Annotated in this window: 26 protein-coding genes; 21 read left to right on the top strand and 5 right to left on the bottom strand. The window is 42.8% G+C overall.

Going from position 1 to position 24,875, the window contains the following annotated elements:
* The first annotated feature begins 5 nt into the window (after window positions 1-5).
* The gene (locus AC4HAN_RS02710; protein WP_491091040.1) at window positions 6-611 is read left to right on the top strand and encodes an SAP domain-containing protein; all 606 of its coding nucleotides are present in this window, start codon (window positions 6-8) and stop codon (window positions 609-611) included.
* Window positions 612-762: 151 nt separating this feature from the next.
* Here the strand turns inward: AC4HAN_RS02710 and AC4HAN_RS02705 are convergent, their stop codons facing one another.
* The 5 genes from AC4HAN_RS02705 to AC4HAN_RS02685 form a co-directional block, all read right to left on the bottom strand.
* Window positions 763-1,773 (bottom strand): FecCD family ABC transporter permease, encoded by a 1,011-nt coding sequence (locus AC4HAN_RS02705; protein WP_491091039.1) that lies wholly within the window; start codon window positions 1,771-1,773, stop codon window positions 763-765.
* Window positions 1,770-2,789: a FecCD family ABC transporter permease gene (locus AC4HAN_RS02700; protein ID WP_491091037.1), complete on the bottom strand. Its 1,020-nt coding sequence runs from the start codon at window positions 2,787-2,789 to the stop codon at window positions 1,770-1,772. The genes AC4HAN_RS02705 and AC4HAN_RS02700 overlap by 4 nt, the downstream gene beginning before the upstream one ends.
* 7 nt (window positions 2,790-2,796) lie before the next feature.
* The gene (locus AC4HAN_RS02695) at window positions 2,797-3,729 is read right to left on the bottom strand and encodes an ABC transporter substrate-binding protein (RefSeq protein WP_491091036.1); all 933 of its coding nucleotides are present in this window, start codon (window positions 3,727-3,729) and stop codon (window positions 2,797-2,799) included.
* Between the two features lie 18 nt (window positions 3,730-3,747).
* The gene (locus AC4HAN_RS02690; RefSeq protein ID WP_491091034.1) at window positions 3,748-4,530 is read right to left on the bottom strand and encodes an ABC transporter ATP-binding protein; all 783 of its coding nucleotides are present in this window, start codon (window positions 4,528-4,530) and stop codon (window positions 3,748-3,750) included.
* A gap of 172 nt (window positions 4,531-4,702) precedes the next feature.
* Complete coding sequence (locus tag AC4HAN_RS02685) at window positions 4,703-6,148, bottom strand: UDP-N-acetylmuramoyl-L-alanyl-D-glutamate--L-lysine ligase (RefSeq protein WP_491091033.1); 1,446 nt, start codon at window positions 6,146-6,148, stop codon at window positions 4,703-4,705.
* 87 nt (window positions 6,149-6,235) lie between these two features.
* Here AC4HAN_RS02685 and AC4HAN_RS02680 point away from each other — a divergent pair, with 87 nt between their 5' ends.
* From AC4HAN_RS02680 to serC, 20 genes are all read left to right on the top strand, one after another.
* Window positions 6,236-7,870, top strand: coding sequence for a putative polysaccharide biosynthesis protein (locus AC4HAN_RS02680; RefSeq protein WP_491091031.1), 1,635 nt, complete (start codon window positions 6,236-6,238; stop codon window positions 7,868-7,870).
* Between the two features lie 182 nt (window positions 7,871-8,052).
* Window positions 8,053-9,156: a cystathionine gamma-synthase gene (locus tag AC4HAN_RS02675; RefSeq protein ID WP_491091030.1), complete on the top strand. Its 1,104-nt coding sequence runs from the start codon at window positions 8,053-8,055 to the stop codon at window positions 9,154-9,156.
* 9 nt (window positions 9,157-9,165) lie between these two features.
* On the top strand, window positions 9,166-10,326 hold the full coding sequence (locus tag AC4HAN_RS02670; protein WP_491091029.1) for a MalY/PatB family protein: 1,161 nt from the start codon (window positions 9,166-9,168) through the stop codon (window positions 10,324-10,326).
* Between the two features lie 247 nt (window positions 10,327-10,573).
* Complete coding sequence (locus tag AC4HAN_RS02665) at window positions 10,574-10,888, top strand: hypothetical protein (protein WP_491091028.1); 315 nt, start codon at window positions 10,574-10,576, stop codon at window positions 10,886-10,888.
* Window positions 10,889-11,849: 961 nt separating this feature from the next.
* Complete coding sequence (upp, locus tag AC4HAN_RS02660; protein WP_027976558.1) at window positions 11,850-12,479, top strand: uracil phosphoribosyltransferase; 630 nt, start codon at window positions 11,850-11,852, stop codon at window positions 12,477-12,479.
* 187 nt (window positions 12,480-12,666) lie between these two features.
* Window positions 12,667-13,257, top strand: a complete 591-nt coding sequence (gene clpP, locus AC4HAN_RS02655; RefSeq protein WP_491091027.1) for an ATP-dependent Clp protease proteolytic subunit ClpP — start codon at window positions 12,667-12,669, stop codon at window positions 13,255-13,257.
* Window positions 13,258-13,397: 140 nt separating this feature from the next.
* Complete coding sequence (locus AC4HAN_RS02650) at window positions 13,398-13,838, top strand: YlbF/YmcA family competence regulator (protein WP_491091025.1); 441 nt, start codon at window positions 13,398-13,400, stop codon at window positions 13,836-13,838.
* A gap of 4 nt (window positions 13,839-13,842) precedes the next feature.
* Window positions 13,843-14,091, top strand: a complete 249-nt coding sequence (locus AC4HAN_RS02645; RefSeq protein WP_491091023.1) for a YlbG family protein — start codon at window positions 13,843-13,845, stop codon at window positions 14,089-14,091.
* Window positions 14,092-14,191: 100 nt separating this feature from the next.
* Window positions 14,192-15,364 (top strand): ABC transporter substrate-binding protein, encoded by a 1,173-nt coding sequence (locus tag AC4HAN_RS02640; RefSeq protein WP_491091022.1) that lies wholly within the window; start codon window positions 14,192-14,194, stop codon window positions 15,362-15,364.
* 83 nt (window positions 15,365-15,447) lie between these two features.
* Window positions 15,448-16,317 (top strand): branched-chain amino acid ABC transporter permease, encoded by an 870-nt coding sequence (locus AC4HAN_RS02635; protein WP_491091021.1) that lies wholly within the window; start codon window positions 15,448-15,450, stop codon window positions 16,315-16,317.
* Between the two features lie 3 nt (window positions 16,318-16,320).
* Window positions 16,321-17,277 carry a branched-chain amino acid ABC transporter permease gene (locus AC4HAN_RS02630; protein WP_491091020.1) on the top strand — a complete coding sequence of 319 codons (957 nt, stop codon included), beginning with the start codon at window positions 16,321-16,323 and terminating at the stop codon, window positions 17,275-17,277.
* Complete coding sequence (locus tag AC4HAN_RS02625; protein ID WP_491091019.1) at window positions 17,277-18,041, top strand: ABC transporter ATP-binding protein; 765 nt, start codon at window positions 17,277-17,279, stop codon at window positions 18,039-18,041. Before AC4HAN_RS02630 ends, AC4HAN_RS02625 begins: the two co-directional genes overlap by 1 nt.
* On the top strand, window positions 18,041-18,751 hold the full coding sequence (locus AC4HAN_RS02620; protein WP_491091018.1) for an ABC transporter ATP-binding protein: 711 nt from the start codon (window positions 18,041-18,043) through the stop codon (window positions 18,749-18,751). The genes AC4HAN_RS02625 and AC4HAN_RS02620 overlap by 1 nt, the downstream gene beginning before the upstream one ends.
* 250 nt (window positions 18,752-19,001) lie before the next feature.
* Window positions 19,002-19,661, top strand: a complete 660-nt coding sequence (locus AC4HAN_RS02615) for a CBS domain-containing protein (RefSeq protein ID WP_491091017.1) — start codon at window positions 19,002-19,004, stop codon at window positions 19,659-19,661.
* An 82-nt stretch (window positions 19,662-19,743) separates the two neighbouring features.
* Window positions 19,744-20,382 (top strand): dTMP kinase, encoded by a 639-nt coding sequence (gene tmk, locus AC4HAN_RS02610; RefSeq protein WP_491091015.1) that lies wholly within the window; start codon window positions 19,744-19,746, stop codon window positions 20,380-20,382.
* A 13-nt stretch (window positions 20,383-20,395) separates the two neighbouring features.
* Entirely contained in the window at window positions 20,396-21,271 is an 876-nt protein-coding gene (locus AC4HAN_RS02605; RefSeq protein WP_491091013.1) for a DNA polymerase III subunit delta', read from the top strand.
* Window positions 21,268-22,074: a regulatory iron-sulfur-containing complex subunit RicT gene (gene ricT / locus AC4HAN_RS02600; protein WP_491091011.1), complete on the top strand. Its 807-nt coding sequence runs from the start codon at window positions 21,268-21,270 to the stop codon at window positions 22,072-22,074. Before AC4HAN_RS02605 ends, ricT begins: the two co-directional genes overlap by 4 nt.
* Entirely contained in the window at window positions 22,067-22,399 is a 333-nt protein-coding gene (gene yabA, locus AC4HAN_RS02595) for a DNA replication initiation control protein YabA (protein ID WP_491091009.1), read from the top strand. The genes ricT and yabA overlap by 8 nt, the downstream gene beginning before the upstream one ends.
* A gap of 5 nt (window positions 22,400-22,404) precedes the next feature.
* Window positions 22,405-23,286, top strand: coding sequence for a 16S rRNA (cytidine(1402)-2'-O)-methyltransferase (rsmI, locus tag AC4HAN_RS02590; RefSeq protein WP_491091008.1), 882 nt, complete (start codon window positions 22,405-22,407; stop codon window positions 23,284-23,286).
* Window positions 23,287-23,703: 417 nt separating this feature from the next.
* Window positions 23,704-24,795 (top strand): 3-phosphoserine/phosphohydroxythreonine transaminase, encoded by a 1,092-nt coding sequence (serC, locus tag AC4HAN_RS02585; RefSeq protein WP_491091006.1) that lies wholly within the window; start codon window positions 23,704-23,706, stop codon window positions 24,793-24,795.
* The last annotated feature ends 80 nt before the right edge of the window (window positions 24,796-24,875 follow it).

The raw sequence follows: 24,875 nt of genomic DNA, 5'->3' as shown, positions 1-24,875 counted from the left end.
GTGTTATGAAACGTCCGGAATTTTCTCAGATACAGAGTTATGAGGAATTTAGCCGCTATTATTGGTATCGAAAGGAGCTGTCACAGATTTGCCGGCAGCTGGGTTTGGCTCATACAGGAACCAAGCAGGAGTTAAACGATAAGATAAAGGCTTATTTTGCAGAAGAACCAATAGAAGAGGTCAAAAGGAAAAATATTAAATTCAAGGAAACACAGGAAATAAACTTATCCAGTTCCTTATTGCTATGTGGCTTTGCTTTTAACCAGACCTTCAGGGATTATTTTGCTCGGCAAACCGGCATTCATCCCTTTAAATTCACGGCTGATATGGCAACAGCTTGGCGCAAGGTCAAGGCTGACAACGATAGGAATTTTACTGTTCAAGATATGCTGGATATTTACTATGGGAAAAAGAATCCGGATTATGCTCCTTATGACAATCGTGTTTGCCAATGGAACCAGTTTTACAAAGATTTCTGTGCTGATCCGCAAAATAGATCATGCAAAAATAAGATGCAAAAGGCAGCCATTTTATGGCAGACAGTTAAAAAGACTGACAGAGCAAAAGTCTATTCATCTGATTTGCTGCTGACCTATCAACAGTTGCTGTAAGGCAGAGCGCTGAGTTTTATGACTGCCAGTTTTGGATGATAAAATAGGATATAATTTTAATTGTGGTTAATGAGAACTAAAAATAAGCGGATCAAACAGTTGCTAGAGCTGTCTGTTCCGCTTATTTTTTAGTAATTAATTGTTGATTATCTTAACTGTGCACGTCAGCCTTTGTCATCAAATAAAGAAAATAAGGAGCTCCTAAAACAGAGACGATAAGTCCTGTCGGAATACCTGTACCAATCAGAAAAACACGTCCAATGGTATCCGCAAGAAGCAAAATAATCATTCCGACCAGCATGGCACCTGGCAGGCTGACAAAGTGGTTATTCCCCAGAATTCTTCTTGTGATATGCCCTGCAACTAGGCCGATAAAAGTGATGTTGCCGACTAATATAACACTGAGGGCTGCTAGACTTGTAGCCAGAATCAGCGTTATCAGACGTTCTCTTTGCAGCTTTAAGCCCAGTGCCAGAGCTGTGTGATCGTTTAAACTCATAATATTGAGGGTCTGGCTGCGGCTGTAGCTGACTGCCCAAAGAAGCAGTAAGAAAGGAGAGAGGATTGCTAAGGTTGTCCAGTTGTCACCGCTGAAGCGGCCGCTCAGCCAGCTGATAATATAATCTACCTTGTAGCGATCAATACTGCCGACAATAGAAACCATGGTTCCTGACAGCATTGTAGAGACACCAACTCCCGTGATGATAAGACGGGCAGGGCTGATATTATTATTTTTCTTGCGGGCCATTAAATAGACCGCTAAAATGGTCAGACAGCCCCCCAGCATGGCAAAAAAGGGCAGAAAGGTAATAACCCAGCGTTCTTCCAGACTGGCATAAGAAATAGTCAGGGCGATAACCATGCCCGCTCCGGTATTGATTCCTAAAATGCCTGAATCGGCTAAGGGATTATGCGTCAGCGTTTGTAAAAGCATACCGCTTAAAGCTAAGGAAGCACCTGCCAGCAGAGCAACAAGGACTCTGGGCAGCCGGACTTTAACAATAATCATCGTCAAAGCACTGTCGGCTTGCCCCAGTAAAGCACTTAGCACCTCAAAAGCAGAAAAGCTGCTCTCTCCGATAGTGAGGGACATAACTGTCAGTATCAGAAGCAAAAGAATCAGCAGTATAAAAACCTGCTTTGTCTGCAGCTGTTTTTTCATAAATGCTGCCCCCTTCTAATCAGCCATAAAAAGCAAGGAAGGCCGATAATACTGATAACAGCACTTAAGGGGGTTTCATAGCTGGGATTGACCGTTCGGCAGACCAGATCTGCCCAAAGCATGAAAACAGCTCCTAAAAAGGCTGTCAAAGGGAGAAGATAGCGGTAATTTCTGCCGATAAACATTCGGATGAAGTGGGGGATAATCAGACCAACGAAAGCAACAGAGCCGACCAAGGCAACAGCAGAGGCAGACAGCACCAAAACGATTCCCAAGAGGAACAGCGTCATCAAAAAGGTTCTTTGTCCCAGTGATTTGGCTACCGTTTCATTAAGACTTAAAACTGTCAGCTGATGGGAAAAAACCTGTGCTAAAATCAAGCCGATAATGATAAAGGGAGCAATGATGCTGATCATAGACCAATTAGTAGCGACCAAGCCTCCGGCCTGCCAGCCGACAATGGCTGTCGATAAATTGAAATAAATAGTGACGGCTTGGCCAAAGGCATTGAAAAGCGTTGAGATCATGGCTCCAGCTAAGATCAAGCGCAGCTGATTGTAGCCTTTTCTGGGGGTATAGGACAGGGAAAAAACAAGAACAGCCGCCAGTCCGGCCCCCAGCAGACAAATAAGCAGGATAAGACTGTAATGCAGGTGCCTGAAAAAAGCATAGCCGATAACCAAGGCCAGCCCTGCTCCGGCATTAATACCGAGCAATCCGGGATCTGCAATTGGATTTCTGGTTACTCCCTGCATGATACTGCCGGCTATTGCCATAGCAGCTCCAACCAGAAGAGCTGCAACGATTCGCGGAACTCTGACATCAATAAGGACATCCTGCACAGCAGATGAGGTAAGTGGGTGCCTCAACGTTTTTATCAGGGCTTCATTTGAATAGCTGACAGCACCGAATTTCAAGCTGCAGTATAAGCCGCTGATAAAAAGGAGTAAAATAACGAAAAAAACAAGCCAAAAATTCTTTGGCTTATCTTCTTGAGCAACTGATTTCATAAGCATTTCAACCTCATTGAGCAGCTTTTAAAATGCCCTTTTGGAGAGTCTTCAGTTCATACTCAAGTGTCATCGGATCGCTAAAGTAAAAGGCATTGGCGTTAACCTTGATAACATGGCCTTTTTTGACCGCAGGAATATTTTTCCAGAGATCGCTTTCATAGAGCGATGCGCCTGTTTTTTTATCCTCTGCGGCAACAATGACATAATCATCAATATAGTCGCCGATGACTTCCTGTGAAGCGGACAGGTAGCCTTCCGGGAAGACTTCTTTAGCGACCTTGTCAGGTGCTTTAAAACCGAGGGCTTGGTAGATCACTTCACCGCCGCGGCCCCAATTATTGCCGAAAAGATAGATTTCCTTTTCAAAGAGTCCCATAACCGTAAATTTAGCGTCGCTGCCGACCGCTTCGGTCAGTTTTTTCTTGGCTTTGGCAGTCTTTACTTTCCAGGCAGTACGCCATTGTTTGGTCTCTTTTTCTTTGTTGAAAATCCTGCCAAAGTCAGAGAAAACATCAAGATAATTGCGTTTGCCGTATGTGATCGAAATGACAGGGGCGATTTCTTTTAACTGGTCAATCTTTTCTTCTGTTGAGCCGACCACGATTAAATCAGGCTTGAGAGCAGCAATAGCTTCAAGGTCTGATGAGGTTACTTGCTTGGCTTTTTTAACCTTATCTTTAAGAACAGGATTTTTCTTATCATAAGATGAAACGCCGACAAGATTTTGATCGAGTTTCAAAAGATAGCCGGTGTAGGTAGAGGTGATGCTGACCACGCGCTTGGGTGCCTGAGGCACCTTGCCGTAATAAGTAACACCGGAAATTTTGGGCATGCTGGAAACAGCAGCTTTTTTATCGGATGATTTTGAAGTATTGCCGCAGGCAGCAAGGATAAGTGCAGCAGCAAATGTCATCAAAAGGGCGAAAACTTTTTTAAAGTTCATGTATTGTCTCCTAAAAATCTATATTAGCTGATAAGTCAGCAGAACAGGGCGTTTGTGGATAGGGTCTTCAATAATCTGAGCATCGATTTGAAAAATATCTCTTAAAACAGGAGCAGTCATTATTTCTTTGACCTCTCCCTGATACTTGATGCTGCCGTTTTTCATAGCAACAAGGCAGTCAGAAAACCGGGCAGATAAGTTTAAGTCGTGCAAAACCATAACAATTGTTTTTTGCGTTTGACGGTTGAGCCTTTGCAGGAGCTCTAAAATCTCCAGCTGATGGTTCATATCAAGGTAGGTCGTCGGCTCGTCAAGAAAAATCGTATCGGTATCCTGAGCGAGTGCCATGGCAATCCAAACACGCTGCCTTTGACCGCCTGAAAGGCTGTCAACATCAAGTTTAGCGAATTCTACAACCTTGGTGACTTCCATAGCCCAGTGGATTTTGTCCCTATCGTGCTTGGTAAGATTTCCCAGGTATTTTTGATGGGGAAATCTTCCATATGAGATTAATTCATAGACTGAAATCCCTTCAGTTGCTTCCAAGACCTGAGGAAGCAGAGCCAGTTTTTTGGCTACTTCTTTGGTTGGGAGCTGGGCGATTGCCTGGCCGTCAAGAAGAATCTGTCCCTTGTTGATGGCCTGAATGCGACTCAGAGCCTTTAATAAGGTTGATTTGCCGCAGCCGTTGGCTCCGATGATAGTTGTGATTTTTTGATGAGGAATCTGCAGTGATAAATCATCAATCACAACCGTTTGGTCATAGGCAACCTGAATGGATTCAGCACGAACATCAGACATGTTTAGCCTCCTTTCTTCAAAATTATGACTATTATAGCATAGAAAAAAGGCTTAAAAAAGCCTTTTTAAACAGGTAATCGGAATTTTTTAACGAAGCGGCTGCTTGTTTAGAATCATTTAAATCACTGCTTAAAATGATTCTTATTAAACCATGTCAGATGATTTTTAAAACTCAAAGATAGGTCTTGGCAACCTCAATATCACCAGCATAATCAGAGCGCTGATTGTTGACAATTTGAAAGGCATCAGCTCCCTTTCCTGCTATAATCACAGCATCTTTTTCAGAAGCTGTCAAAGTCATAGCTTTTTGAATGGCTTTTTCGCGGTCAACAATAATATCTACAGGACGTTTGATGTGGCCTGCAATTTCCTGACAGATCTCAAAAGGATCTTCCTTGTTGGGATCGTCGGCTGTCAGAATCACAGTCAGGTCAGGATGCTGATTGATGATGCGGCCGAAATCTTTACGCCGGCTTTCTCCCTTGTTTCCGGGAGCTCCAAGAATCAGAATCAGCTTACCTTTTTGGTGCTCTTCGACAACCGACAGCAGTTTTTCAAGGCTGTCACCATTGTGCGCATAATCCACAAAAACCTTGGCGCCATTGCTTTGAGTCAATACTTCCATGCGGCCGGGAACTCTTGTTTGGGCAATGCCTTTTTGAATATCAAACAGACTGGCTCCCAGCTCTAGACAGGCAAGGCCTGCGGCTAAGGCATTTTCCTGATTAAAAGAACCGATTAGCTGGATATCATAATGGCCTGAGAGTTTTCCTGTCAGATCAAAGGAGAAAGCCTGAGCATTTTCAATCTGATTGCTTGACTGGCGCCCGTAAAAATCATGGGGTCTGTGAGCAAACTGAGCCTTAATAAGATCAAAGTGATCCATCTGAGCATTGGCAACGACATAACGGCTGTTTTCAAGCAGGAGCCGCTTATGGTAAAAATAATCTTCAAAGCTTGGATGTTCAATGGGTCCGATATGGTCAGGACTGATATTCAGAAAAACTCCGACATCAAAGGTTAAACCGTAAACTCTGTCGGTCAGATAGGCTTGACTGGACACTTCCATAATCAAATGGGTCATCCCATTATCAACAGCCTCAGCCATCATCTTAAAAAGATCCAGACTTTCAGGTGTGGTTAATTTAGATTTGAAAAAGGTATGGCCGTCAAGTGTTGTATTCATGGTTGAAAGCATGGCCGGACGGTGGCTTTGCTTTAGTATGTTATAGGCAAAATAAGCTGCGGTTGTCTTGCCCTTGGTTCCGGTAAAGGCAAGAAGTTTTAACTTTTCCTGAGGATTGCCGTAAAAAGCCATAGCTACAAGGCTCATAGCCTTTTTAATATCATTAACGATAATGGCCGGAATGCCAACCTGATAGTCTTTTTGGGCAAGGTAAAAAGGCAGCCCTTTTTGCACGGCAGCTGTAAGATATTCCTTTTTAAAATGAAGCCCTTTGGCAAAAAAGAGGGTGCTGCTGCTAACATCTCTGCTGTCATAAGAGATATGACTGAAGGTGAAATCAGGATAATCATTCAGGTAGTGCTCTGTGTCAATAATTTCACGAAAGTTGCCGTCATCTTTGAGAATACTGAGTGTCTTCTTTAATGTAATCATACCTTTTATTGTAGACTTAAAGTTAGTGTTTTACAAGTACCAATCAAAAGTTTATAATAAATTTATTAAAAACTAGAAAGAAAATCTATGTCCGAAAAGAAAACTAAAATGAGTCAGCAGGAGCAGATGGTCCGCGGGACGGCCTGGCTGACTGCCGGCAACTTCATCAGCCGTCTTCTGGGAGCTGTCTACATTATTCCCTGGTATGCCTGGATGGGAAGATACGCGGCTGAAGCCAATGCCCTGTTTGGAATGGGCTATGAAATTTACGCTCTGTTTTTGCTGATTTCAACGGTTGGCATTCCGGTTGCTGTTGCCAAGCAGGTCTCCAAGTACAACACACTGGGAGATCCGCAAAAGAGTACCTATTTGGTTCGTAAAATCCTGCATTTTATGCTGCTGTTAGGATTTATCTTTGCCCTTATCATGTATTTGGGGTCCCCTTTTTTTGCTTCCCTCAGCCGCGGAGGAAAAGATCTGGTGCCGGTTCTTAGAAGCCTGACACTGGCTGTTCTCGTCTTTCCTTCCATGAGTGTTCTTAGAGGGTTTTTCCAAGGATTTAACAATCTGAAGCCCTATGCCATGAGCCAGATTGCTGAGCAGGTTATCCGTGTGATCTGGATGCTGCTGACAGCCTTTTTCATCATGAAAATGGGATCCGGCAATTATGTCGAAGCTGTCACGCAGTCCACGTTTGCTGCCTTTGTAGGGATGTTTGCCAGTATTGCCGTGCTCATTTATTTCCTGTGGAAAAATGACTTACTGGCAGTTCTTTTTGGCAAAAAGCCTGACAGCATCGTGATTGATACCAAGGATCTTCTTATTGAAACGATCAAGGAAGCCATTCCTTTTATCATCACAGGATCGGCCATTCAGGTTTTCAAGCTGATTGATCAGTTTACTTTTGGCAACACCATGGCTCTTTTTACCGCCTATTCCAATAGAGAATTAAAGGTGATGTTTGCCTATTTCTCAACGAATCCAGGCAAGGTAACCATGATTTTGATTGCGGTTGCGACAGCCATTGCCGGTGTCGGTATCCCTTTGTTGACGGAAAACTTTGTCAAAAAGGACAGAAGAGCTTCCGCTCGTTTAGTGGTTAACAATCTGCAAATGCTGATGGCCTTTATTGTTCCGGCTATTGCGGGCTCTCTTATTTTGGCTAAACCGCTCTATACGGTTTTTTATGGTATTCCGCAGGGACAGGCCTTGGGTTTGTTTGCAGCGTCTCTTTTGCAGACAGTCATTTTAGCTGTTTATACTGTTTTAGCCCCCATGCTGCAGGCTTTGTTTGAAAATCGCAAAGCAATCAGATATTTTGTATACGGAGTTATCATTAAATTGCTTTTGCAGGTTCCCCTGATTTATCTGTTTCATGCTTACGGCCCGATTATTTCAACAAGTCTTGCCTTGTTAGTGCCTATTGTGCTCATGTATCTGCGTATTCACAAAATAACAGGCTTTAGCCGCAGGGCTGTCAGAAGGACAAGTCTGTTGGTCCTTATTTTAACCGCTCTGATGAGCCTTGCTGTTGCTGTTTCTGCTTGGCTGCTCAGCCTCTTCTTAGCTGACAGCGGCAGACTGCCAAGTCTTATCTATGTTTTTCTGATAGGCTGCGTAGGTATAGCTGTCTACGGTATCTTAGGGCTTATGACTCACTTGTTGGATAAGATGCTGGGAGAAAAAGCTCAGGTTCTTCGTCAAAAACTGCATCTGGAATAATCTAAACTTCTTATCCCCCGGCAGCTCAGGCTGACGGGGGATTTTTTGCTCAGTCACAGGAGTATCATCGCAGCTATAGTTATTTTTTATAGCCGACTATTAAGAAATAGAATAGCGGCAAAGACCGCTGCAGCAAGGAATAAGTGGTAAAATAAACTCATTAGGTTTGAAAGGCAAAAACTATGACGGACAATGATAAAGATTATAAATTAGAAACCATTTTAGCCCATGCAGGCATTAATACAGATAAAACAACAGGTGCTTTGATTGCGCCCATTCATTTTTCAACGACTTACCAGCATCCGGAATTTGGTCAGTCTACCGGTTTTGATTACACGCGGACTAAAAATCCTACCCGCGCTGTCTTAGAAGAAACGCTGGCTAAGATTGAAAAAGCAGACCATGCGATTGTAACAGCATCCGGTATGGCAGCTCTGGTGCTGCTTTTTAATGGCTTTCCTGCCGGCAGCAAAATTGTTGCTGCGCGTGATTTGTATGGCGGCTCTTTTCGCTGGTTTAACGAGCAGGAAGCAAAGGGGAGATTTTCCTTTACCTATGCCAATACGGAAGATGAGCTGATTGCAGCTGTTTCAGATGACACTGATTATGTCTATATCGAAACACCAACCAATCCCCTGATGATTGAATTTGATATCAAGAAGATTGCCCAGACTGCACATGCTCACGGTGCCAAAGTGATTGTTGATAATACCTTTTACAGTCCGATTTATCAAAATCCCATCCCTTTGGGAGCTGATGTTGTCCTGCATTCGGCTACCAAATACCTGTCGGGTCACAATGATGTCTTAGCCGGAGTTTTGATGACCAGCAATCAGGACATTTATGATAAACTGTTTTACGATCAAAACACCACGGGACCAACGCTGTCGCCTTTTGATGCCTATTTGCTCATGCGCGGCCTCAAAACATTAAAACTGCGCATGGAAAAGTCAACACAAAATGCCAAGGCGATTGCAGCCTATTTGGAACAATCACCCGCAGTCAAAGATGTTTTCTACACCGGCAAGGGAGGCATGGTCTCTTTCAAAGTAGCTGATGAAGACAGGATTCCGGAGATTATTAACGGCTTAGAGGTCTTTACTTTTGCGGAAAGCTTAGGCGGTATTGAAAGTCTGATTACCTATCCGGCAACGCAGACACACTTGGATATACCTGCTCAGGTCCGCCATTCTTACGGTCTGACGGATGATTTGCTGCGGCTGTCAATCGGAATTGAGGACGCAGAAGACTTGATCAATGATTTAAAAACGGTTTTAGAAACATAGGAGATAAAAATGAGTCAATTTGATTTTACAACAGTGCCTGATCGCATCAAAACGCACTCGGTAAAATGGCAGGAAGTCCAAAAGGACAAGGAGCTGCTGCCTTTATGGGTAGCAGATATGGATTTTTTAGCTTTTCCAGAAATGCAGGCTGCTATTCAGCGCTATGCCGATTTTGGCGTTTACGGCTATCCTTATGTTTGGGATGGTGTAGTTGAAGCGATTCAGGATTGGGAAAAAACTGAACATGGCTATCAGGTGGATAAGAAAGCCATTGTCCTTATTGAAGGTGTCGTCCCTGCTATATCAGTAGCCATTCAGGCCTTTACTCAAGAGAAAGATGCAGTTCTCATCAATACGCCGGTCTATCCTCCCTTTGCCCGTTCTGTCAAGCTCAACAACCGCCGCTTGATTGAAAATTCTTTGGTGGAAAGAAATGACCATTTTGAAATTGACTTTACCCAATTAGAAAAAGACATCGTAGAAAATCAGGTCAAACTTTATCTCTTTTGCAGTCCCCACAATCCAGGGGGACGGGTCTGGACATCTGAAGAATTGCGAAAAGTAGCTGAACTGTGCCAAAAGTATGGTATTATTCTTGTTTCAGATGAGATCCATCAGGATTTAGCCCTGTTTGGTCATAAACACTACAGTATCAATACCGTCGGCGACTTTGGGCAGTTTAGTCTGATTCTTTCCAGTGCGACTAAAACCTTTAACGTAGCCGGAACGAAAAATAGTTTTGTCATTATTGAAAATCCGGCATTGCGAGCTCAGTTCAAGAAACGGCAATTAGCCAATAATCAGCATGAAGTGCCGACGATCGGCCTTATAACAACAGAAACAGCCTTTCGTTACGGCAAACCCTGGCTGACGGAATTAAAAGCGCTTCTGGAAAAACACAGCGATTTTCTCGCGGACTATTTGGAGCAGCATACTAAAATTAAGGTCATGAAGCCGGAAGGAACCTATCTCGTATGGCTGGATTTCTCAGCCTATAACTTATCAGACGAGGAGCTTCACAAAAAAATCAAAGAAGAAGCCAAGCTTATTCTCAATGTCGGATCGACCTTTGGCAAGGAAGGAGCAGGCCATGCCCGCCTCAACCTCGCTGCTCCCACAGCTGTCCTGCAGGAAGCTTGTGAGCGCTTAGCTAAAGTTTTTCCAAAATAAACAGCAGTTGAGCTGATAAAAAGCACTGAACCCTCCTTTTCAGCAGTGTCAAGGAGAGCCAGTGCTTTTTTGGGTTGGTTTTTAGAATGAGAATGTAGGTTAACTTTTATTAAAAAACAATAATAATGATTCGAAAAATTACGGTTTGTTTCGCAGTGTTGTTATTTGTGTTAAATGTTACAAAATATCTTGTGAAAGAAAAATATAAACGTTAAAATATTCACGTAATTTCAAAAAGGAGATTTTTATGCATACATCAAGTTTGAATTCAATGGCTTTTGATAACTTTGAAGCAATAGGTCTGGATTATCTGTCTATTGTTGATGGTGGAAGCTTTAGTTGGAGAGGTTTCAGCGACGCAATTGGTGTGGGTGGACTTGGAGGAGCAGCTGCTGGAGCAGCTCATGGAATATATACTGGTGCAATTGGCGGTACCTCGGTCTGTCCTGGTGTAGGGACTGTAACAGGGGCAGTGGCATGTGGTGTAGGAGAAGGATTTATAGGAGCTGTAACTGGCGCAATTGGTGGTGGGGTGACCTACTTAGCCCATGAATATTTATGATAGGATATCAATATGGAGTACTTTATCGTTGGAGCAATTACAGCACTGCTTGTATTAACGCTCTTAAATCTAAAGAATCGTAAAAAATAATGAATTGGCTTGGTGGTGCACTGACCAAAGCAGGTGTATATTGAATTCATTTAAAAGTATCAGCACAAATTTTAGAAAAGGTGATGTTAGTTTATGAGCATAATTCGGTTCATTTTAGTCTTGCTTGCTCTTTGTGTCCTGGCACTTGTTTCTTACCGCAGTAAAAACATAGTGATCAGGTTGTAGACAAACTCCCAAAACTAAATTCTCTCTAAAATTTTATCATAGAATAGTATCACTTTTCATTTTTTATAAGATGATATAGAAACGATCAAAGCCTAACCCGATACTTTCCGATGTAGCAAAAGAGGCAGAAACATTGAGTTTCTGCCTCTCGGAGATTTTGAGACCTAGGCTCAAAATCTTAATTGAACACGGGCTGCGGATTGTGGCAAAAAGATGAGTCCGCCTAGAATCTTAACGATTCCGCGTCGAACTCCCTATTTTGCCTTTATCCGCAGACGCCCCTTGTATCTTGAACTTAGGTATGGAATTCCGAAGGAAGTCGCTATGACGATTGCCGTTAGAAATCGATACTATTTCTAACGGCAATCTAATGCAAAACCTAGTCAAGAGCTATAGCCTTGGCGTTTGGTTTTGCCGTCCGTGCTACCTAAGGAAAGTATCATAACAAAATATTACTTTTTGAGAAAATAGACTTTTTCTTCAGTCTGAGTGATTTCATTTATCTGTGTCATCATTTTGCTTGGTCTGTTTGGTTATTATCTCTTGCATTAGTAAAAGCAGAGGTATTTTCAAACTTTAATCCTGTATCCATGGAGGCAATCCTAAAAAAGCCCGCTGACTTTTCACAAAAGTTAGTGGGTTTTATGCTATAATAAAAAGAAATAAATAGAAGGCGGTTTTTCCTATGGGTAAATTTCAAGTTATTTCGCATCCACTGATTCAGCATAAACTCTCTATTTTACGGCGGGAAGATACATCAACCAAGCATTTTCGCGAACTGGTAAATGAGATTGCTATGCTTATGGGTTACGAAGTTTCCCGCGAATTGCCACTGGAAGAAGTGGAAATAGAAACACCGATTACAAAGACGGTTCAAAAACAGCTGACAGGTAAAAAGTTGGCCATTGTTCCCATTTTGCGTGCCGGTATCGGCATGGTTGACGGTCTTTTAAGTTTGGTTCCGGCCGCTAAAGTCGGTCATATCGGTATGTACCGTGATGAAGAAACCTTGGAGCCGGTAGAGTATCTGGTAAAACTTCCTGAGGACATTGATCAGCGGCAGATTTTTGTGGTGGATCCGATGCTTGCAACCGGAGGCTCAGCCGTTTTGGCTATTGATTCTCTGAAAAAACGCGGAGCAGCAAACATTAAGTTTGTCTGCCTTGTTTCAGCTCCCGAAGGCGTCAAAAAACTGCAGGAAGCCCATCCGGACATTGACATCTATACGGCTGCTCTGGATGAACATCTCAATGCAAAAGGTTATATTGTTCCGGGTCTCGGCGATGCGGGCGACCGTCTCTTTGGAACCAAATAAGCAGTAATCTTCTGATAAAAATAGGAAAAAGCAGACTGGTTGCTAATCTTTTCGGCCGGTCTTGCCTTTATTTTGTACTGAAACTGCTGAACGGAGAAAAGTTCCAAAAATGTGAAGTAAATATTTGACCTTTTTTGACCAATGAGATATAATAACTCCAAGATTGAATTAAAGGAGAAAAACAATTATGATTCCTGTAGTTATTGAACAAACAAGCCGTGGAGAACGTTCTTATGACATCTATTCACGCCTTTTAAAAGATCGTATTATTATGCTGACTGGCCCGGTTGAAGACAATATGGCTAATTCCATCATTGCTCAGCTTCTTTTCCTGGATGCACAGGACAATACCAAAGATATCTATCTTTATATTAATACACCGGGCGGTTCTGTTTCAGCTGGTTTAGCAATTGTTGATACCATGAATTTCATCAAATCAGACGTTCAGACCATTGTTATGGGAATAGCAGCGTCAATGGGAACAATCATTGCATCCAGCGGTACCAAGGGCAAACGTTTCATGTTACCGAATGCTGAGTACCTTATTCATCAGCCAATGGGCGGTACAGGCGGCGGTACGCAGCAGACAGATATGGCTATTGCAGCTGAGCAGCTCTTAAAAACGCGTAAGAAACTGGAAAAGATTTTGTCAGATAACTCCGGCAAGACCGTTAAGCAGATTCACAAAGATGCTGAACGCGACTACTGGATGGATGCCGAAGAAACCCTCAAATACGGCTTCATCGATGAAATTATGGAAAATAATGAACTGAAGTAAGGCTGATTGCAGCAAGACTTCTCTTAGAAAATAAAAACGGATGAGAGCAAACCTAGCGGCTTTCATCCGTTTTTTTGTTGAAAAGGTCTAACAAGTTTAAGAGAAAAGACGAAGCCGGAATTTTTTGATATAATGGCATTATGTTAAAAATTGATGATCAGCTGTTGGCTATAGACGAAGCTCTTGATGATGTGATTGCAGCTTTTTTAGAGTTAGAAACCGTTAAGGCTTACAAGGCGGCTGCAAAAGCAGTTTCATCAGATGAAGACCTGCAAGCAAAAATCACTGCTTTTCAGGAGTTAAAAGAGGACTATGACAGGCAGCAGTCTTTTGGGAAATACCGGCCGGAAGTCAGTCAGTTAAAAAAAGAAGTCCTGAGGCAAAAACGGCAGCTGGACCTCGATGATAAAATTGTCGCTCTAAGGAGGGCTGAAGTAGACCTGCAGACTGTTTTAGCTGAGATGTCTCAAAAGATAGCAGCAGCTATTTCACCGGATATTTTTGTCGATACAGGACTGCCCTTAGCACCTCATAAGCCACCCCATGAGATGGGGCGCGGAAAAAACATCAAAGAAGGATAAGAAAATGTTTGAAAAAACCAAGCGATTAGGCATTGTTGTTTATCTGTATTACAACCGTGATGCCAGGAAACTGAACAAATACGGAAATATACTCTACCATTCCCACCGCATGCGCTATTTGGTGATTTATGTGGATCAAAGAGATGCTGATGCCGTCATTGAAGAGCTTCAGAATCTTAAGTTTGTAAAAAAAGCTGTTCCGTCCCATTTAGATGATATTGATCAGGATTTTGTCGGCAGTTTGCTGCGGTAAAGACAGTCTGCAAAAAATAAGAAAATATGCTTGACAATTTTCAGATAATTCAGTATTCTTATTGATGACTATAATTTAAGATAATTTTAAGGAGAAAACAATGAAGAAAAAATTGGCTCTAGCAGCTCTTTCTTTTGTCAGTGCAGCTGTTCTTGCAGCTTGTGGTTCTGCACCGGGCAGCTCATCAGGCGCTGCCGGCAATAAAATCGGAGATACCGTAAAAATCGGCTACAACCTTGAACTGTCAGGGGATGTAGCGGCTTATGGACAGGCTGAAAAACACGGTGCTGATCTTGCTGTTGAGGAAATCAACAAGGCAGGCGGTGTTGACGGCAAAAAGCTTGAAGTTGTCTCCAAGGATAATAAATCAGATAATGGCGAAGCGGCAACCATTTCAACCAACCTTGCAACTCAAAGCAAGGTCAATGCTATTTTAGGTCCGGCAACATCCGGTGCGACAGCTGCAGCCAGCCCAAATGCTAATGATGCTGCAGTACCGCTTGTAACACCATCCGGAACACAAGACAGCCTGACTTACTCCAAAGGCAAGGTACAGGATTTTGTTTTCCGTACAACTTTCCAAGACAGTTTCCAAGGGAAAATCATTTCAAAATATGCTACAGATACGCTGAAAGCTAAAAAGGTTGCTCTTTACTATGATAAATCAAGCGACTACGCTCAAGGTATTGCCGATTCATTCAAGAAAGCATATAAAGGAAAGATTACGGTTGAAGATACTTTCCAAGCGAAAGACCAAGATTTCCAAGCAGCTCTTACAAAATTCAAAGGAAAAGATTTTGATGCCATCGTTATCCCCGGCTACTACACTGAAACTGGTTTGATTACCAAGCAGGCACGTGATATGGGACTTAATCAGCCGATCTTAGGCCCTGACGGATTCAATGACGCTAAGTATATTGAAGGTGCCGGTGCAGCTAATACAAACAATGTTTACTATGTATCTGGTTATTCAACAAAAGTTGATTTAACGAGCAAGGCGGAAAAATTCTTAAAAGCTTACAAGGCAAAATACGGTGAAGAACCAAATATGTTTGCCGCTTTGGCTTATGATTCAGTTTACATGATTGCTGATTCTGCAAAAGATGCCAAAACATCAAAAGATATGGCAGAAAAACTTGCTAAACTGAAAAACTTTGAAGGTGTAACAGGTAAGATGACAATTGATAAGAAACACAATCCTGTTAAATCTGCTGTTATGGTCGGTCTTAAAGACGGTAAGGAATCTACAGCAACAGCTGTTGAAGCCAAATAAGGCTGGCTTAAGCCTAAACAATTAAAATCTGGGGAGCCTTCTTCCCAGATATTATTTATTTATAGAAAGTTTGGTAAAATTATATGCTCCAACAACTTATAAATGGTCTTATCCTTGGGAGTGTTTATGCGCTGTTAGCCCTTGGTTATACCATGGTTTATGGAATTATCAAGTTGATTAACTTTGCCCACGGAGATATTTACATGATGGGGGCCTTCATCGGCTACTTCCTTATTACACAGTATCATCTGAATTTCTTTGTGGCTCTCGTACTGACGATGGTTTTGACAGCTGTTTTGGGGGTTGTTATCGAGTTTTTAGCTTACAGACCTCTGAGAAATTCAACACGGATTGCTGCCCTGATTACAGCTATAGGTGTTTCTTTCTTTCTTGAATACAGCATGGTCCGCCTTGTCGGTGCCAACAAACATGCTTTTCCGCAGACACTTGCCACTGTCAAATACAATTTTGGCCCAATCAGTGTCACCAATATACAGCTGATTATTCTGGGAGTTTCAATTTTCCTCATGCTGGCTCTGCAGTTTGTTGTCCAAAAGACCAAAATGGGGAAAGCCATGCGGGCAGTGTCCGTTGACAGTGACGCAGCTCAGCTGATGGGGATTAATGTTAACAGCACAATCAGCTTTACATTTGCTTTGGGATCTGCTCTTGCGGGTGCCGGCGGTGTTTTGATCGGCCTTTATTATAATTCTGTGGATCCTTTGATGGGAATGGTTCCGGGTATTAAGGCTTTCGTCGCTGCTGTTCTGGGCGGTATCGGTATTATTCCAGGTGCTGCTGTAGGCGGTTTCTTAATCGGCCTTTTGGAAACTTTCTCTGTTTCCATCGGACTTGCAAGTTACAGAGACGCTGTAGTTTATGCCGTTCTTATCATTATTCTTTTGGTAAGACCAGCGGGTATTTTAGGAAAAAATGTGAAAGAGAAGGTGTAAGCAATGAAGAAAAATTTAAAAGCAAATTTAAGCTGGCTTGCGCTGGTTCTTGTCATCTTTCTCTTTTTATCCGTTCTTATCAGTGCCGGTATCATTGATGTTTATTATACCCAAATTCTGATGGGTATCGGAATCAGCATTATTATGGCTTTGGGAACCAATCTGGTTCTTGGCTTTTCCGGTCAGCTTTCTTTGGGACAGGCCGGATTTATGGCTATCGGAGCCTATGCGACAGCTATTTTGACAACGCAAATGCCAACCTATGCCGGTTTTTACCTGTCCATTTTTGTGGGGATGGTGGTGACGGCAGTTGTTGCCTTAGTTGTTGGTATTCCTACGCTGCGCTTGACAGGGGACTATTTAGCGATCGCAACCCTTGGTGTGGCTGAGATTATCCGCAAGCTGATTGAAAACGGCGGCAGCCTGACTAATGGCTCCAGAGGTATTATGGGAATCCTGAAATATACTACTTGGCCGGTTGTCTTTATCTTTGTTGTTTTGATTACGATTCTGGTGCTTAATTATCTTAGAAGTCCGATTGGGCGTGAAGTTCTGGCAGTTCGTGAAGACGAAATTGCTGCAGAGTCTATGGGTGTCAATACGACTAAAATTAAAGTTTTGACCTTTATGTTTGCCGCTGTTATTTCAAGTATTGCCGGTTCGCTTTATGTCGGTTATATCGGAACTGTTGCACCAAAAGATTTCACAATCATGAAGTCGATTGATTTTCTGATTGTTGCTGTTCTTGGCGGTCTGGGATCTGTTACAGGAACTATTGTTGCGGCAGTTGTGCTCGGTGTGTTAAACATGTTCCTGCAAAATGTATCAGATATCCGCATGATTATTTATTCCTTGGCGCTTATTCTGGTCATGGTCTTTAGACCGGGCGGCCTGCTAGGTACATGGGAATTCAGTTTTTCAAAACTTTTCGCTAAAAAAGCTAAGGAGGGCAGCAAATAATGGCACTTCTTGATGTAAAAAATTTAACCAAGAATTTCGGCGGACTGACGGCTGTCGGCGATGTTACGATGGAGCTCAATGAAGGTGAACTTGTCGGGCTTATCGGTCCTAACGGTGCGGGAAAAACAACCCTCTTTAATCTTTTAACCGGTGTTTACGAACCCAGTGAAGGCAGTGTGACCCTTGACGGGACACTGTTAAACGGCAAGGCGCCGTATAAGATTGCTTCCTTAGGATTATCGCGGACTTTCCAAAATATTCGTCTCTTTAAGGACATGACAGTGCTTGAAAATGTGCTGGTAGGCATGGGAAACAATCATAATCCTCACTTACTGTCAAGCTTTCTGCGGCTGCCAAAATTTTATTCTAATGAAGAAAAATTACAGGAAAGAGCAATCGAGCTGCTGAAGATTTTCAATCTGGACAAAGATGCTCATACATTGGCAAGAAACCTTCCTTACGGTCAGCAGCGCCGCTTAGAGATTGTGCGTGCTCTTGCAACAGAGCCCAAGATTCTCTTTCTTGATGAACCTGCTGCCGGTATGAATCCCCAGGAAACTGCTGAGTTAACCGAGCTGATCCGACAGATTAAAGAGGACTTTAAAATCACTATCATGCTGATTGAACATGATATGAGTTTGGTTATGGATGTTACCGAACGTATCTATGTTTTAGAATACGGACGTTTGATTGCGCACGGAACGCCGCAGGAAATTAAAAACAATAAGCGTGTTATTGAAGCTTATCTGGGAGGTGAAGCCTGATGACCATGTTAAAAGTTGAAAATCTATCTATTCATTACGGCGTCATCCAAGCAGTGAAAGACGTTACTTTTGAAGTTAACGAAGGAGAAGTTGTTTCTCTGATTGGTGCTAACGGTGCAGGGAAAACGTCTATTCTGCGGACGATTTCCGGCCTTGTCCGCCCCAGTTCAGGGAAAATCGAGTTTCTGGGAAATGAAATTCAAAAGACAGCAACCCGCAAGATTGTTTCTTCCGGCCTTTCTCAGGTTCCGGAAGGACGGCATGTTTTTCCGGGGCTGACCGTTTTGGAAAATCTGGAAATGGGTGCCTTTCTCAGCAGCAACCGCGATGACAATCAGGCACGTCTTAAGAGAGTTTTTGAACGTTTCCCGCGTTTGGAAGAACGTAAAAACCAAGATGCAGCAACTCTATCCGGCGGTGAGCAGCAGATGCTGGCCATGGGGCGCGCTCTGATGAGTCAGCCTAAACTGCTCTTGCTGGATGAGCCTTCTATGGGGCTTGCACCAATTTTTATCCAGGAAATTTTCGATATTATTCAAGACATTCAAAAGCAAGGAACAACCGTTCTTTTGATTGAGCAAAACGCCAATAAGGCTTTGTCAATCGCCGATCGCGGTTATGTTCTTGAAACAGGAAAAATTGTTCTTTCAGGAACCGGAGAGGAACTGCTGGCTTCTGATGAAGTCCGCAAGGCTTACCTGGGCGGTTAAAAAAATAACAAAGGGCTGAACTGCTTTTTCAGCCCTTGTTTTTCTATTACTGGCTTTCAGACACTGAAATTAGTAATGGCAGCTGTACTGGCCGTGTTTCAGACTTTGGAAGTTCTTCCAGAAACGCCGGATCAAGTTTTGCCTGTGCGCGAAAAAATTAGGTTATCATCTTGGTATTTTCTTTTTTCCTGCGGCGTCTGTTAACCTGTAATTATGATATAATAAAGACAAAAGAGAGTGAGGTTTTACTATGCCTGTAAAAGATTTCATGACCAAGAGAGTCGTTTATGTTTCTCCTGATACAACAGTAGCCAAGGCAACTGATATTATGCGTGATAAGAACCTGCGCCGTCTGCCGGTTATTGAAAATGATGTCTTGGTAGGCCTTTTGACCGAAGGGACGATTGCTGAAACCAGCCCGTCAAAAGCAACCAGCCTGTCCATCTATGAAATGAATTATCTGCTGAACAAGACCAAGGTTCGTGATGTCATGATCAAAGATGTTATTACAGTTTCAAAGGACGCTCGGCTGGAAGATGCTATCTATCTTATGATGGTGCATAAAATTGGCGTTTTACCGGTTGTGGATGGCAGCCAGATGTCAGGTATTATCACAGATAAGGATATTTTCCGTGCTTTTCTGGAAGTTTCAGGTTATGGCAAAGAGGGTGTCCGGTTAAGGCTCTTAGCTGAGGATAAAGCCGGTGTTTTAGAGCAGGTTGTCAAGGTTATCTCTGATGAACATCTCAATATTCGCCGCATCGTTGTCGCTGACCGTCAGGTTGGCAAAGTCACTGTTGAAATTCAAATCGACGGTAAATTTGACACAGATGCTCTTAGCCAAAAGCTGCATGGACAAGGCTTTGAAATCGAGTCCATTGAGCAAACGGAAAGAAAAACAGACTTTTAAGAAGACACTGCCGGTAATCTGGCAGTGTTCTTTTTATGAGATTTTTGGTAAAATAGAAGTAATCATAATAAAAGGAAATCTAATGAAAAAAGGAATCTTTATTTCGTTTGAAGGCCCGGATGGTGCTGGGAAAACGACGGTTTTGAAGGAAATTTTGCCCAGCCTGAAAAAAATGACTGAAAACGATGTGCTGGTAACACGTGAGCCGGGCGGAGTCAGTATTGCTGAGAGTATTCGGGATGTTATCCTTGATGTTAACCATACAAATATGGATGATAAAACCGAACTCCTGCTTTATATAGCTGCCCGCCGCCAGCATCTGGTTGAAAAAATCCTGCCTGCACTCGAAAAGGGAAGCCTTGTTCTGGCGGATCGTTTTATCGACAGCTCAGTAGCCTATCAGGGGTACGGCCGAGGATTGGATACGGCAGCCATCACCTGGCTGAATGACTTTGCAACAGACGGCCTAAAACCTGACTTAACACTTTATTTTGACGTTGATTCAAAAGTCGGGCTGGCCCGCATTGAGCAAAACAAGGAGCGGGAAGTCAATCGGCTTGATTTGGAAAAGTTAGATATGCATCAGTGTGTTCGTTCGGGCTATTTAAAATTGGCTGCTGAAAATCCTGAGCGCATAGTAACGATTGATGCCGGCCGTCCGCTGAATGAGGTGGCTGAAGAAGCCTTGCTTCTTATTCAGCAGAGGTGTTTAGAACATTAAAGTGACGATTGATATGGAATTAGAAAAGCTGCAGCCTAAAATTTTTCAAGAATTTAAGCACATTTTAAAATCCGATAGGTTAAGCCATGCCTATCTTTTTTCGGGAGATTTTGCCAGCTTTGAGATGGCGCTTCTTTTGGCACAGAGCCGCTTCTGTGAAGCTCCGGCAGATGGTCTTCCCTGCGGTAAATGCCGTTCCTGCCGCCTGATTGCCGCCAATGATTTTTCCGATGTCAGGGTGGTGGAGCCCAGCGGACAGCTGATCAAAACGGAAACCGTTCGCGGCCTCTTGCGGGAATTTTCCAGTTCAGGTTTTGAAGGGCAGTCACAGGTCTTTATTATCCGCGATGCTGATAAGATGCATGTCAATGCTGCCAACAGTCTGCTGAAATTTATAGAAGAGCCGCAGAGCGATTCCTATATTATTTTACTAACCAGAGACGACAGTAAAATCCTGCCAACTATCAAAAGCCGTACACAAATTTTTCATTTTCCTAAAAATACGGTTTATTTGGCCAAGAAGCTGGAGCAAGCAGGCCTGCTTAAAAATCAGGCGGAAATTCTAGCTGATTTGGCTAAAGATTGGCCCCAAGCAGAAGAATTTGCGCAAAACAGCAAGGTTTTAGATCTGCTCAAGGCTTGTGAGCGTTTTGCAGCTCTTTTATTTAAAAGTAAGGATTTAGCCTTTTTGGAAGCTGCGCGTCTTGCTCAGTCAGCTAATGATAAATCTGAGCAGGAGTGGGCTTTTGAACTGTTGACTCTGCTCTTGTCGAAACATTATGAAAAACGAGCTGCTCTAGACTGCTTAGAAGCTGTGTATCAAGCTAAACAAATGTGGCTCAGCAATGTCAATTTTCAAAATGCACTGGAATATATGGTGATCAAATGATAGAAGTAATTGGTATTAAATATGAAAAAACAGGCCGTATCAATTATGTACTGCCTGATCAGCCCTATCAAAAAGAGGACTTCCTCATTGTTAAAAAGCAGAAGGGAAACCATCTGGCTCAAGTCGTTCAGACGAATGTTGAAATGTCTGCCGATAAGCTGCCGGATCTGGAAGAGATGGACAGGGCTGTAAGAAGAGCAGAAGCTGCCGATATTGAAACTTACCATAACAATTTGAAACTAGCAGAAAACAGTTTTTCCAAGGTCAGGGAGCTCATTCAAAAAAATCAGCTTGAGATGAAGCTGATTGACATTGTTTTTCCTTTGGAGCGTGAGCAGGTTCTCATTACCTTTGTTGCGGAACACCGTGTTGATTTCAGACAGCTTTTAAAAGATTTGGCCAGCCTTTTTAAGACCCGTATTGAACTGCGTCAGATTAACAGCCGTGAAGAAAGTAAAATTTACGGCGGCTTGGGCCCCTGCGGCCGGGCTCTGTGCTGTTCAAGTTTTTTAGGAGAATTTCCGCCGGTATCCATCAAAATGGCTAAAAATCAAAATCTGTCTTTGAATTCCGGTAAAACAACCGGTATTTGCGGCCGCTTAATGTGCTGCCTGAGTTTTGAGGATGACTTTTACAGAGAATCTAAGGAAAAATTTCCGGATTTAGGAAGCATCGTAGAGACCCAAAACGGTCAGGGTGTTATTGCAGGGATTGATGTGATTTCGGAAACGGTCAAGGTTCGTTTTGACGAAAATCCAAGCCTTCTGACCTATGCTTTAGAGGAGGTTAGGGTCAATGGATAAGAAAGATTTGTTTGCGGCATTTGACGGTTTTTCGCAAAATTTGATGGAAACATTGGCTGAAGCTGAAGCTCTGAAAAGGCAGGTTCAGGATCTGGTGGAACAAAATGCGGCTCTGCGTTTGGAAAACAGCAAGCTCCGAGACCGTTTAAGTCAGTTCAGTCAGAACGAAGAAAGTGAATCCAGCAACAAAGGCATCAGCTCCAGAAAGGAAAACCTTGAAAATATTTATGAGGATGGTTTTCATATTTGCACCTTCTTTTATGGGCAGCGCCGTGAGAACAATGAAGACTGTGCCTTTTGCATGGAATTATTGTACCGAGAGTAAAAGCAATGCACGTACAAAAAAGTTTTAAGGAAGAACGTAACTGCGGAACGCTTTATTTGGTTCCGACCCCTATTGGCAATCTAGGTGATATGACTTTTCGGAGCATTGAGGTGCTGAAAACTGTTGATATGATTGCGGCAGAGGATACGCGAAATACCGGTCTTTTGCTGAAACATTTTGAGATTGCTACTCGTCAAATCAGTTTTCATGAGCATAATGCCTTTGAAAAAATTCCTGATTTGATCAGCTGGTTAAAAAAAGGAAAATCTCTGGCTCAGGTCTCGGATGCGGGGATGCCCTCAATTTCCGATCCTGGGCATGATTTGGTAAAGGCTGCTGTGGCTGAAGCCATTCCTGTGGTTGCTCTGCCTGGGGCTTCAGCTGGAATTACGGCCCTTATTGCAAGCGGCTTAGCTCCCCAGCCCCATATTTTTTACGGCTTTTTACCCCGTAAATCAGGCCAGCAAAAATCTTTTTTTGAAGCCAAAAAGCTTTACCCGGAAACGCAGATTTTTTATGAATCGCCTTACCGCATCAAGGAGACCCTAAGCAATATGCTGTCTGTCTATGGCGACAGGCAGATCGTTTTGGTCAGGGAATTAACCAAGCTTTATGAAGAATATCAAAGAGGCAGTCTGACAGAAATTCTGTCCTACATTGCTGAAAATCCTTTGAAAGGGGAGTGCCTGCTGCTTGTTTCGGGCTATCAGAAGCAAGAAGTCTCAGAAGAGCTGTCCGAACAGGAAGTTCTGAGACAAGTGCAGCTCTTAATCGATCAAGGCTCAAAACCCAATCAGGCCATTAAAACAATTGCTAAGACCCATGGCTTGACGAGACAGGAGGTCTATCAAGCCTACCACCATCTGGGGAAAAAAGAAGAAAGCTAAGATAAAATTGGAAAGCCCGCCGTGCCAGTCACCTTGGCGCAGTCAATTGAAAAACGAGAAATCATAAGTTCTGTTTTTCGCAGGCAGGGTTTCGCTTTCTGAGGAAACCGTGATTCAGCTTTGCTTCTTTGTTTTGAGCTGAGGACTTGACTCATAAACCAGCTGACCGCAAAAAACCGGGAATACTGTCCTGGTTTTTTGCTGTTGCCGTTTTCTTACAAAAGATGAATTTCAAATCTGCCATTTCTGCCTGTTTTGTCTCACATGAACCAGGCCGGCTGAATTTTCACGGTCTTTCTGCCGTTTGTTTTTTATCTGTTATCCCATCCAAATCTTTAAAAATTATCGCTAGATGAAATTAAGTTACAACATTCTGAAAATTTGTGATATAATTTACTTACTTTAAGGAGGTATCAGATGACAATTTACAATTTCTCTGCAGGTCCTGCAGTCTTGCCAAAACCTGTTCTTGAAAAAGCACAGGCCGAATTTTTGGATTATAATCACTCAGGGATGAGCGTTATGGAATTATCTCATCGCTCCAAAGAATTTGATGATATCATCAAAAATGCTGAGCGCCTGCTCCGCGATTTGATGGCTATTCCTGATAATTATAAGGTGCTTTTTTTGCAAGGCGGAGCCTCAACTCAATTTTCAATGCTGCCGCTCAATCTTGCCCGTGGCCGCAAAGCCTACTATGTGGTAGCAGGTTCCTGGGGGAAAAAAGCCTATCTGGAAGCTGTGAAATTGTCCAAAACGATTCCTTTTGAACCGGTTCTATTGGCTTCGTCAGAAGATACAGTTTATGATCATATCCCGGAAATTGACAGCAAGCAGATTGATAAAGATGCAGCGTATGTGCATATCACGACCAATAATACGATTGAAGGAACAGCTATTTATGACCTTCCTGAAACCAACGGTGTGCCAATCGTAGCTGATATGTCTTCTAACATTTTGGCTGTCCGCTACAATGTAGCTGATTTTGGCCTCATCTATGCCGGTGCTCAGAAAAATATCGGACCTGCCGGTGTCACTATTGTTATTGTTCGTGAAGATTTGTTAAATGACGAGCCAGTGCTTTCAAGTATGCTTGACTATCGTATTCAGGCCGATGCCGGTTCCCTTTACAATACACCGCCGACTTACGGCATTTATATAGCCAAATTAGTCTTTGAATGGGTCAAAGAACTGGGCGGCGTTGATGCCATGGAAAAGATAAACCGTGAAAAATCGGGTCTGCTCTATGACTTTATCGAACAGTCTGACTTCTACAGCAGTCCTGTCAAAAATCCTAAGGATCGTTCTGTAGCCAATATTCCGTTTGTGACTCCAAGTAAGGATTTAGATGCTGACTTTGTTGCTCAGGCCGATGCCTTAGGCTTCAAAAATATCAAGGGTCACCGCAGCGTCGGAGGTATGCGTGCCAGTCTTTACAATGCCTTCCCGCGTCAAGGTGTGCTGGATTTGATTGATTTTATGCGGAAATTTGAACAGGAAAATAAGTAATACTTAAGCTTTTTTGGATTTAAAAGCAAACAGCTGTCGGTATTATTTAGTCTCAAAAGCTGAAAAATAAAAAAGGTGCA

The organism is Streptococcus sp. ELY_86 (genome assembly GCF_058314495.1).
The sequence above is the reverse complement of the archived record's forward strand: the minus strand, read 5'-3'. Positions and strand labels throughout refer to the sequence as shown.

What these genes read in the sequence shown, in the direction of transcription:
- AC4HAN_RS02710 (WP_491091040.1), top strand. Translation starts at nt 6, where the DNA reads ATGAAACGTCCGGAATTTTCTCAGATACAGAGTTATGAGGAATTTAGC.
- AC4HAN_RS02705 (WP_491091039.1), bottom strand. Translation starts at nt 1,773, where the DNA reads ATGAAAAAACAGCTGCAGACAAAGCAGGTTTTTATACTGCTGATTCTT.
- AC4HAN_RS02700 (WP_491091037.1), bottom strand. Translation starts at nt 2,789, where the DNA reads ATGCTTATGAAATCAGTTGCTCAAGAAGATAAGCCAAAGAATTTTTGG.
- AC4HAN_RS02695 (WP_491091036.1), bottom strand. Translation starts at nt 3,729, where the DNA reads ATGAACTTTAAAAAAGTTTTCGCCCTTTTGATGACATTTGCTGCTGCA.
- AC4HAN_RS02690 (WP_491091034.1), bottom strand. Translation starts at nt 4,530, where the DNA reads ATGTCTGATGTTCGTGCTGAATCCATTCAGGTTGCCTATGACCAAACG.
- AC4HAN_RS02685 (WP_491091033.1), bottom strand. Translation starts at nt 6,148, where the DNA reads ATGATTACATTAAAGAAGACACTCAGTATTCTCAAAGATGACGGCAAC.
- AC4HAN_RS02680 (WP_491091031.1), top strand. Translation starts at nt 6,236, where the DNA reads ATGTCCGAAAAGAAAACTAAAATGAGTCAGCAGGAGCAGATGGTCCGC.
- AC4HAN_RS02675 (WP_491091030.1), top strand. Translation starts at nt 8,053, where the DNA reads ATGACGGACAATGATAAAGATTATAAATTAGAAACCATTTTAGCCCAT.
- AC4HAN_RS02670 (WP_491091029.1), top strand. Translation starts at nt 9,166, where the DNA reads ATGAGTCAATTTGATTTTACAACAGTGCCTGATCGCATCAAAACGCAC.
- AC4HAN_RS02665 (WP_491091028.1), top strand. Translation starts at nt 10,574, where the DNA reads ATGCATACATCAAGTTTGAATTCAATGGCTTTTGATAACTTTGAAGCA.
- upp (WP_027976558.1), top strand. Translation starts at nt 11,850, where the DNA reads ATGGGTAAATTTCAAGTTATTTCGCATCCACTGATTCAGCATAAACTC.
- clpP (WP_491091027.1), top strand. Translation starts at nt 12,667, where the DNA reads ATGATTCCTGTAGTTATTGAACAAACAAGCCGTGGAGAACGTTCTTAT.
- AC4HAN_RS02650 (WP_491091025.1), top strand. Translation starts at nt 13,398, where the DNA reads ATGTTAAAAATTGATGATCAGCTGTTGGCTATAGACGAAGCTCTTGAT.
- AC4HAN_RS02645 (WP_491091023.1), top strand. Translation starts at nt 13,843, where the DNA reads ATGTTTGAAAAAACCAAGCGATTAGGCATTGTTGTTTATCTGTATTAC.
- AC4HAN_RS02640 (WP_491091022.1), top strand. Translation starts at nt 14,192, where the DNA reads ATGAAGAAAAAATTGGCTCTAGCAGCTCTTTCTTTTGTCAGTGCAGCT.
- AC4HAN_RS02635 (WP_491091021.1), top strand. Translation starts at nt 15,448, where the DNA reads ATGCTCCAACAACTTATAAATGGTCTTATCCTTGGGAGTGTTTATGCG.
- AC4HAN_RS02630 (WP_491091020.1), top strand. Translation starts at nt 16,321, where the DNA reads ATGAAGAAAAATTTAAAAGCAAATTTAAGCTGGCTTGCGCTGGTTCTT.
- AC4HAN_RS02625 (WP_491091019.1), top strand. Translation starts at nt 17,277, where the DNA reads ATGGCACTTCTTGATGTAAAAAATTTAACCAAGAATTTCGGCGGACTG.
- AC4HAN_RS02620 (WP_491091018.1), top strand. Translation starts at nt 18,041, where the DNA reads ATGACCATGTTAAAAGTTGAAAATCTATCTATTCATTACGGCGTCATC.
- AC4HAN_RS02615 (WP_491091017.1), top strand. Translation starts at nt 19,002, where the DNA reads ATGCCTGTAAAAGATTTCATGACCAAGAGAGTCGTTTATGTTTCTCCT.
- tmk (WP_491091015.1), top strand. Translation starts at nt 19,744, where the DNA reads ATGAAAAAAGGAATCTTTATTTCGTTTGAAGGCCCGGATGGTGCTGGG.
- AC4HAN_RS02605 (WP_491091013.1), top strand. Translation starts at nt 20,396, where the DNA reads ATGGAATTAGAAAAGCTGCAGCCTAAAATTTTTCAAGAATTTAAGCAC.
- ricT (WP_491091011.1), top strand. Translation starts at nt 21,268, where the DNA reads ATGATAGAAGTAATTGGTATTAAATATGAAAAAACAGGCCGTATCAAT.
- yabA (WP_491091009.1), top strand. Translation starts at nt 22,067, where the DNA reads ATGGATAAGAAAGATTTGTTTGCGGCATTTGACGGTTTTTCGCAAAAT.
- rsmI (WP_491091008.1), top strand. Translation starts at nt 22,405, where the DNA reads ATGCACGTACAAAAAAGTTTTAAGGAAGAACGTAACTGCGGAACGCTT.
- serC (WP_491091006.1), top strand. Translation starts at nt 23,704, where the DNA reads ATGACAATTTACAATTTCTCTGCAGGTCCTGCAGTCTTGCCAAAACCT.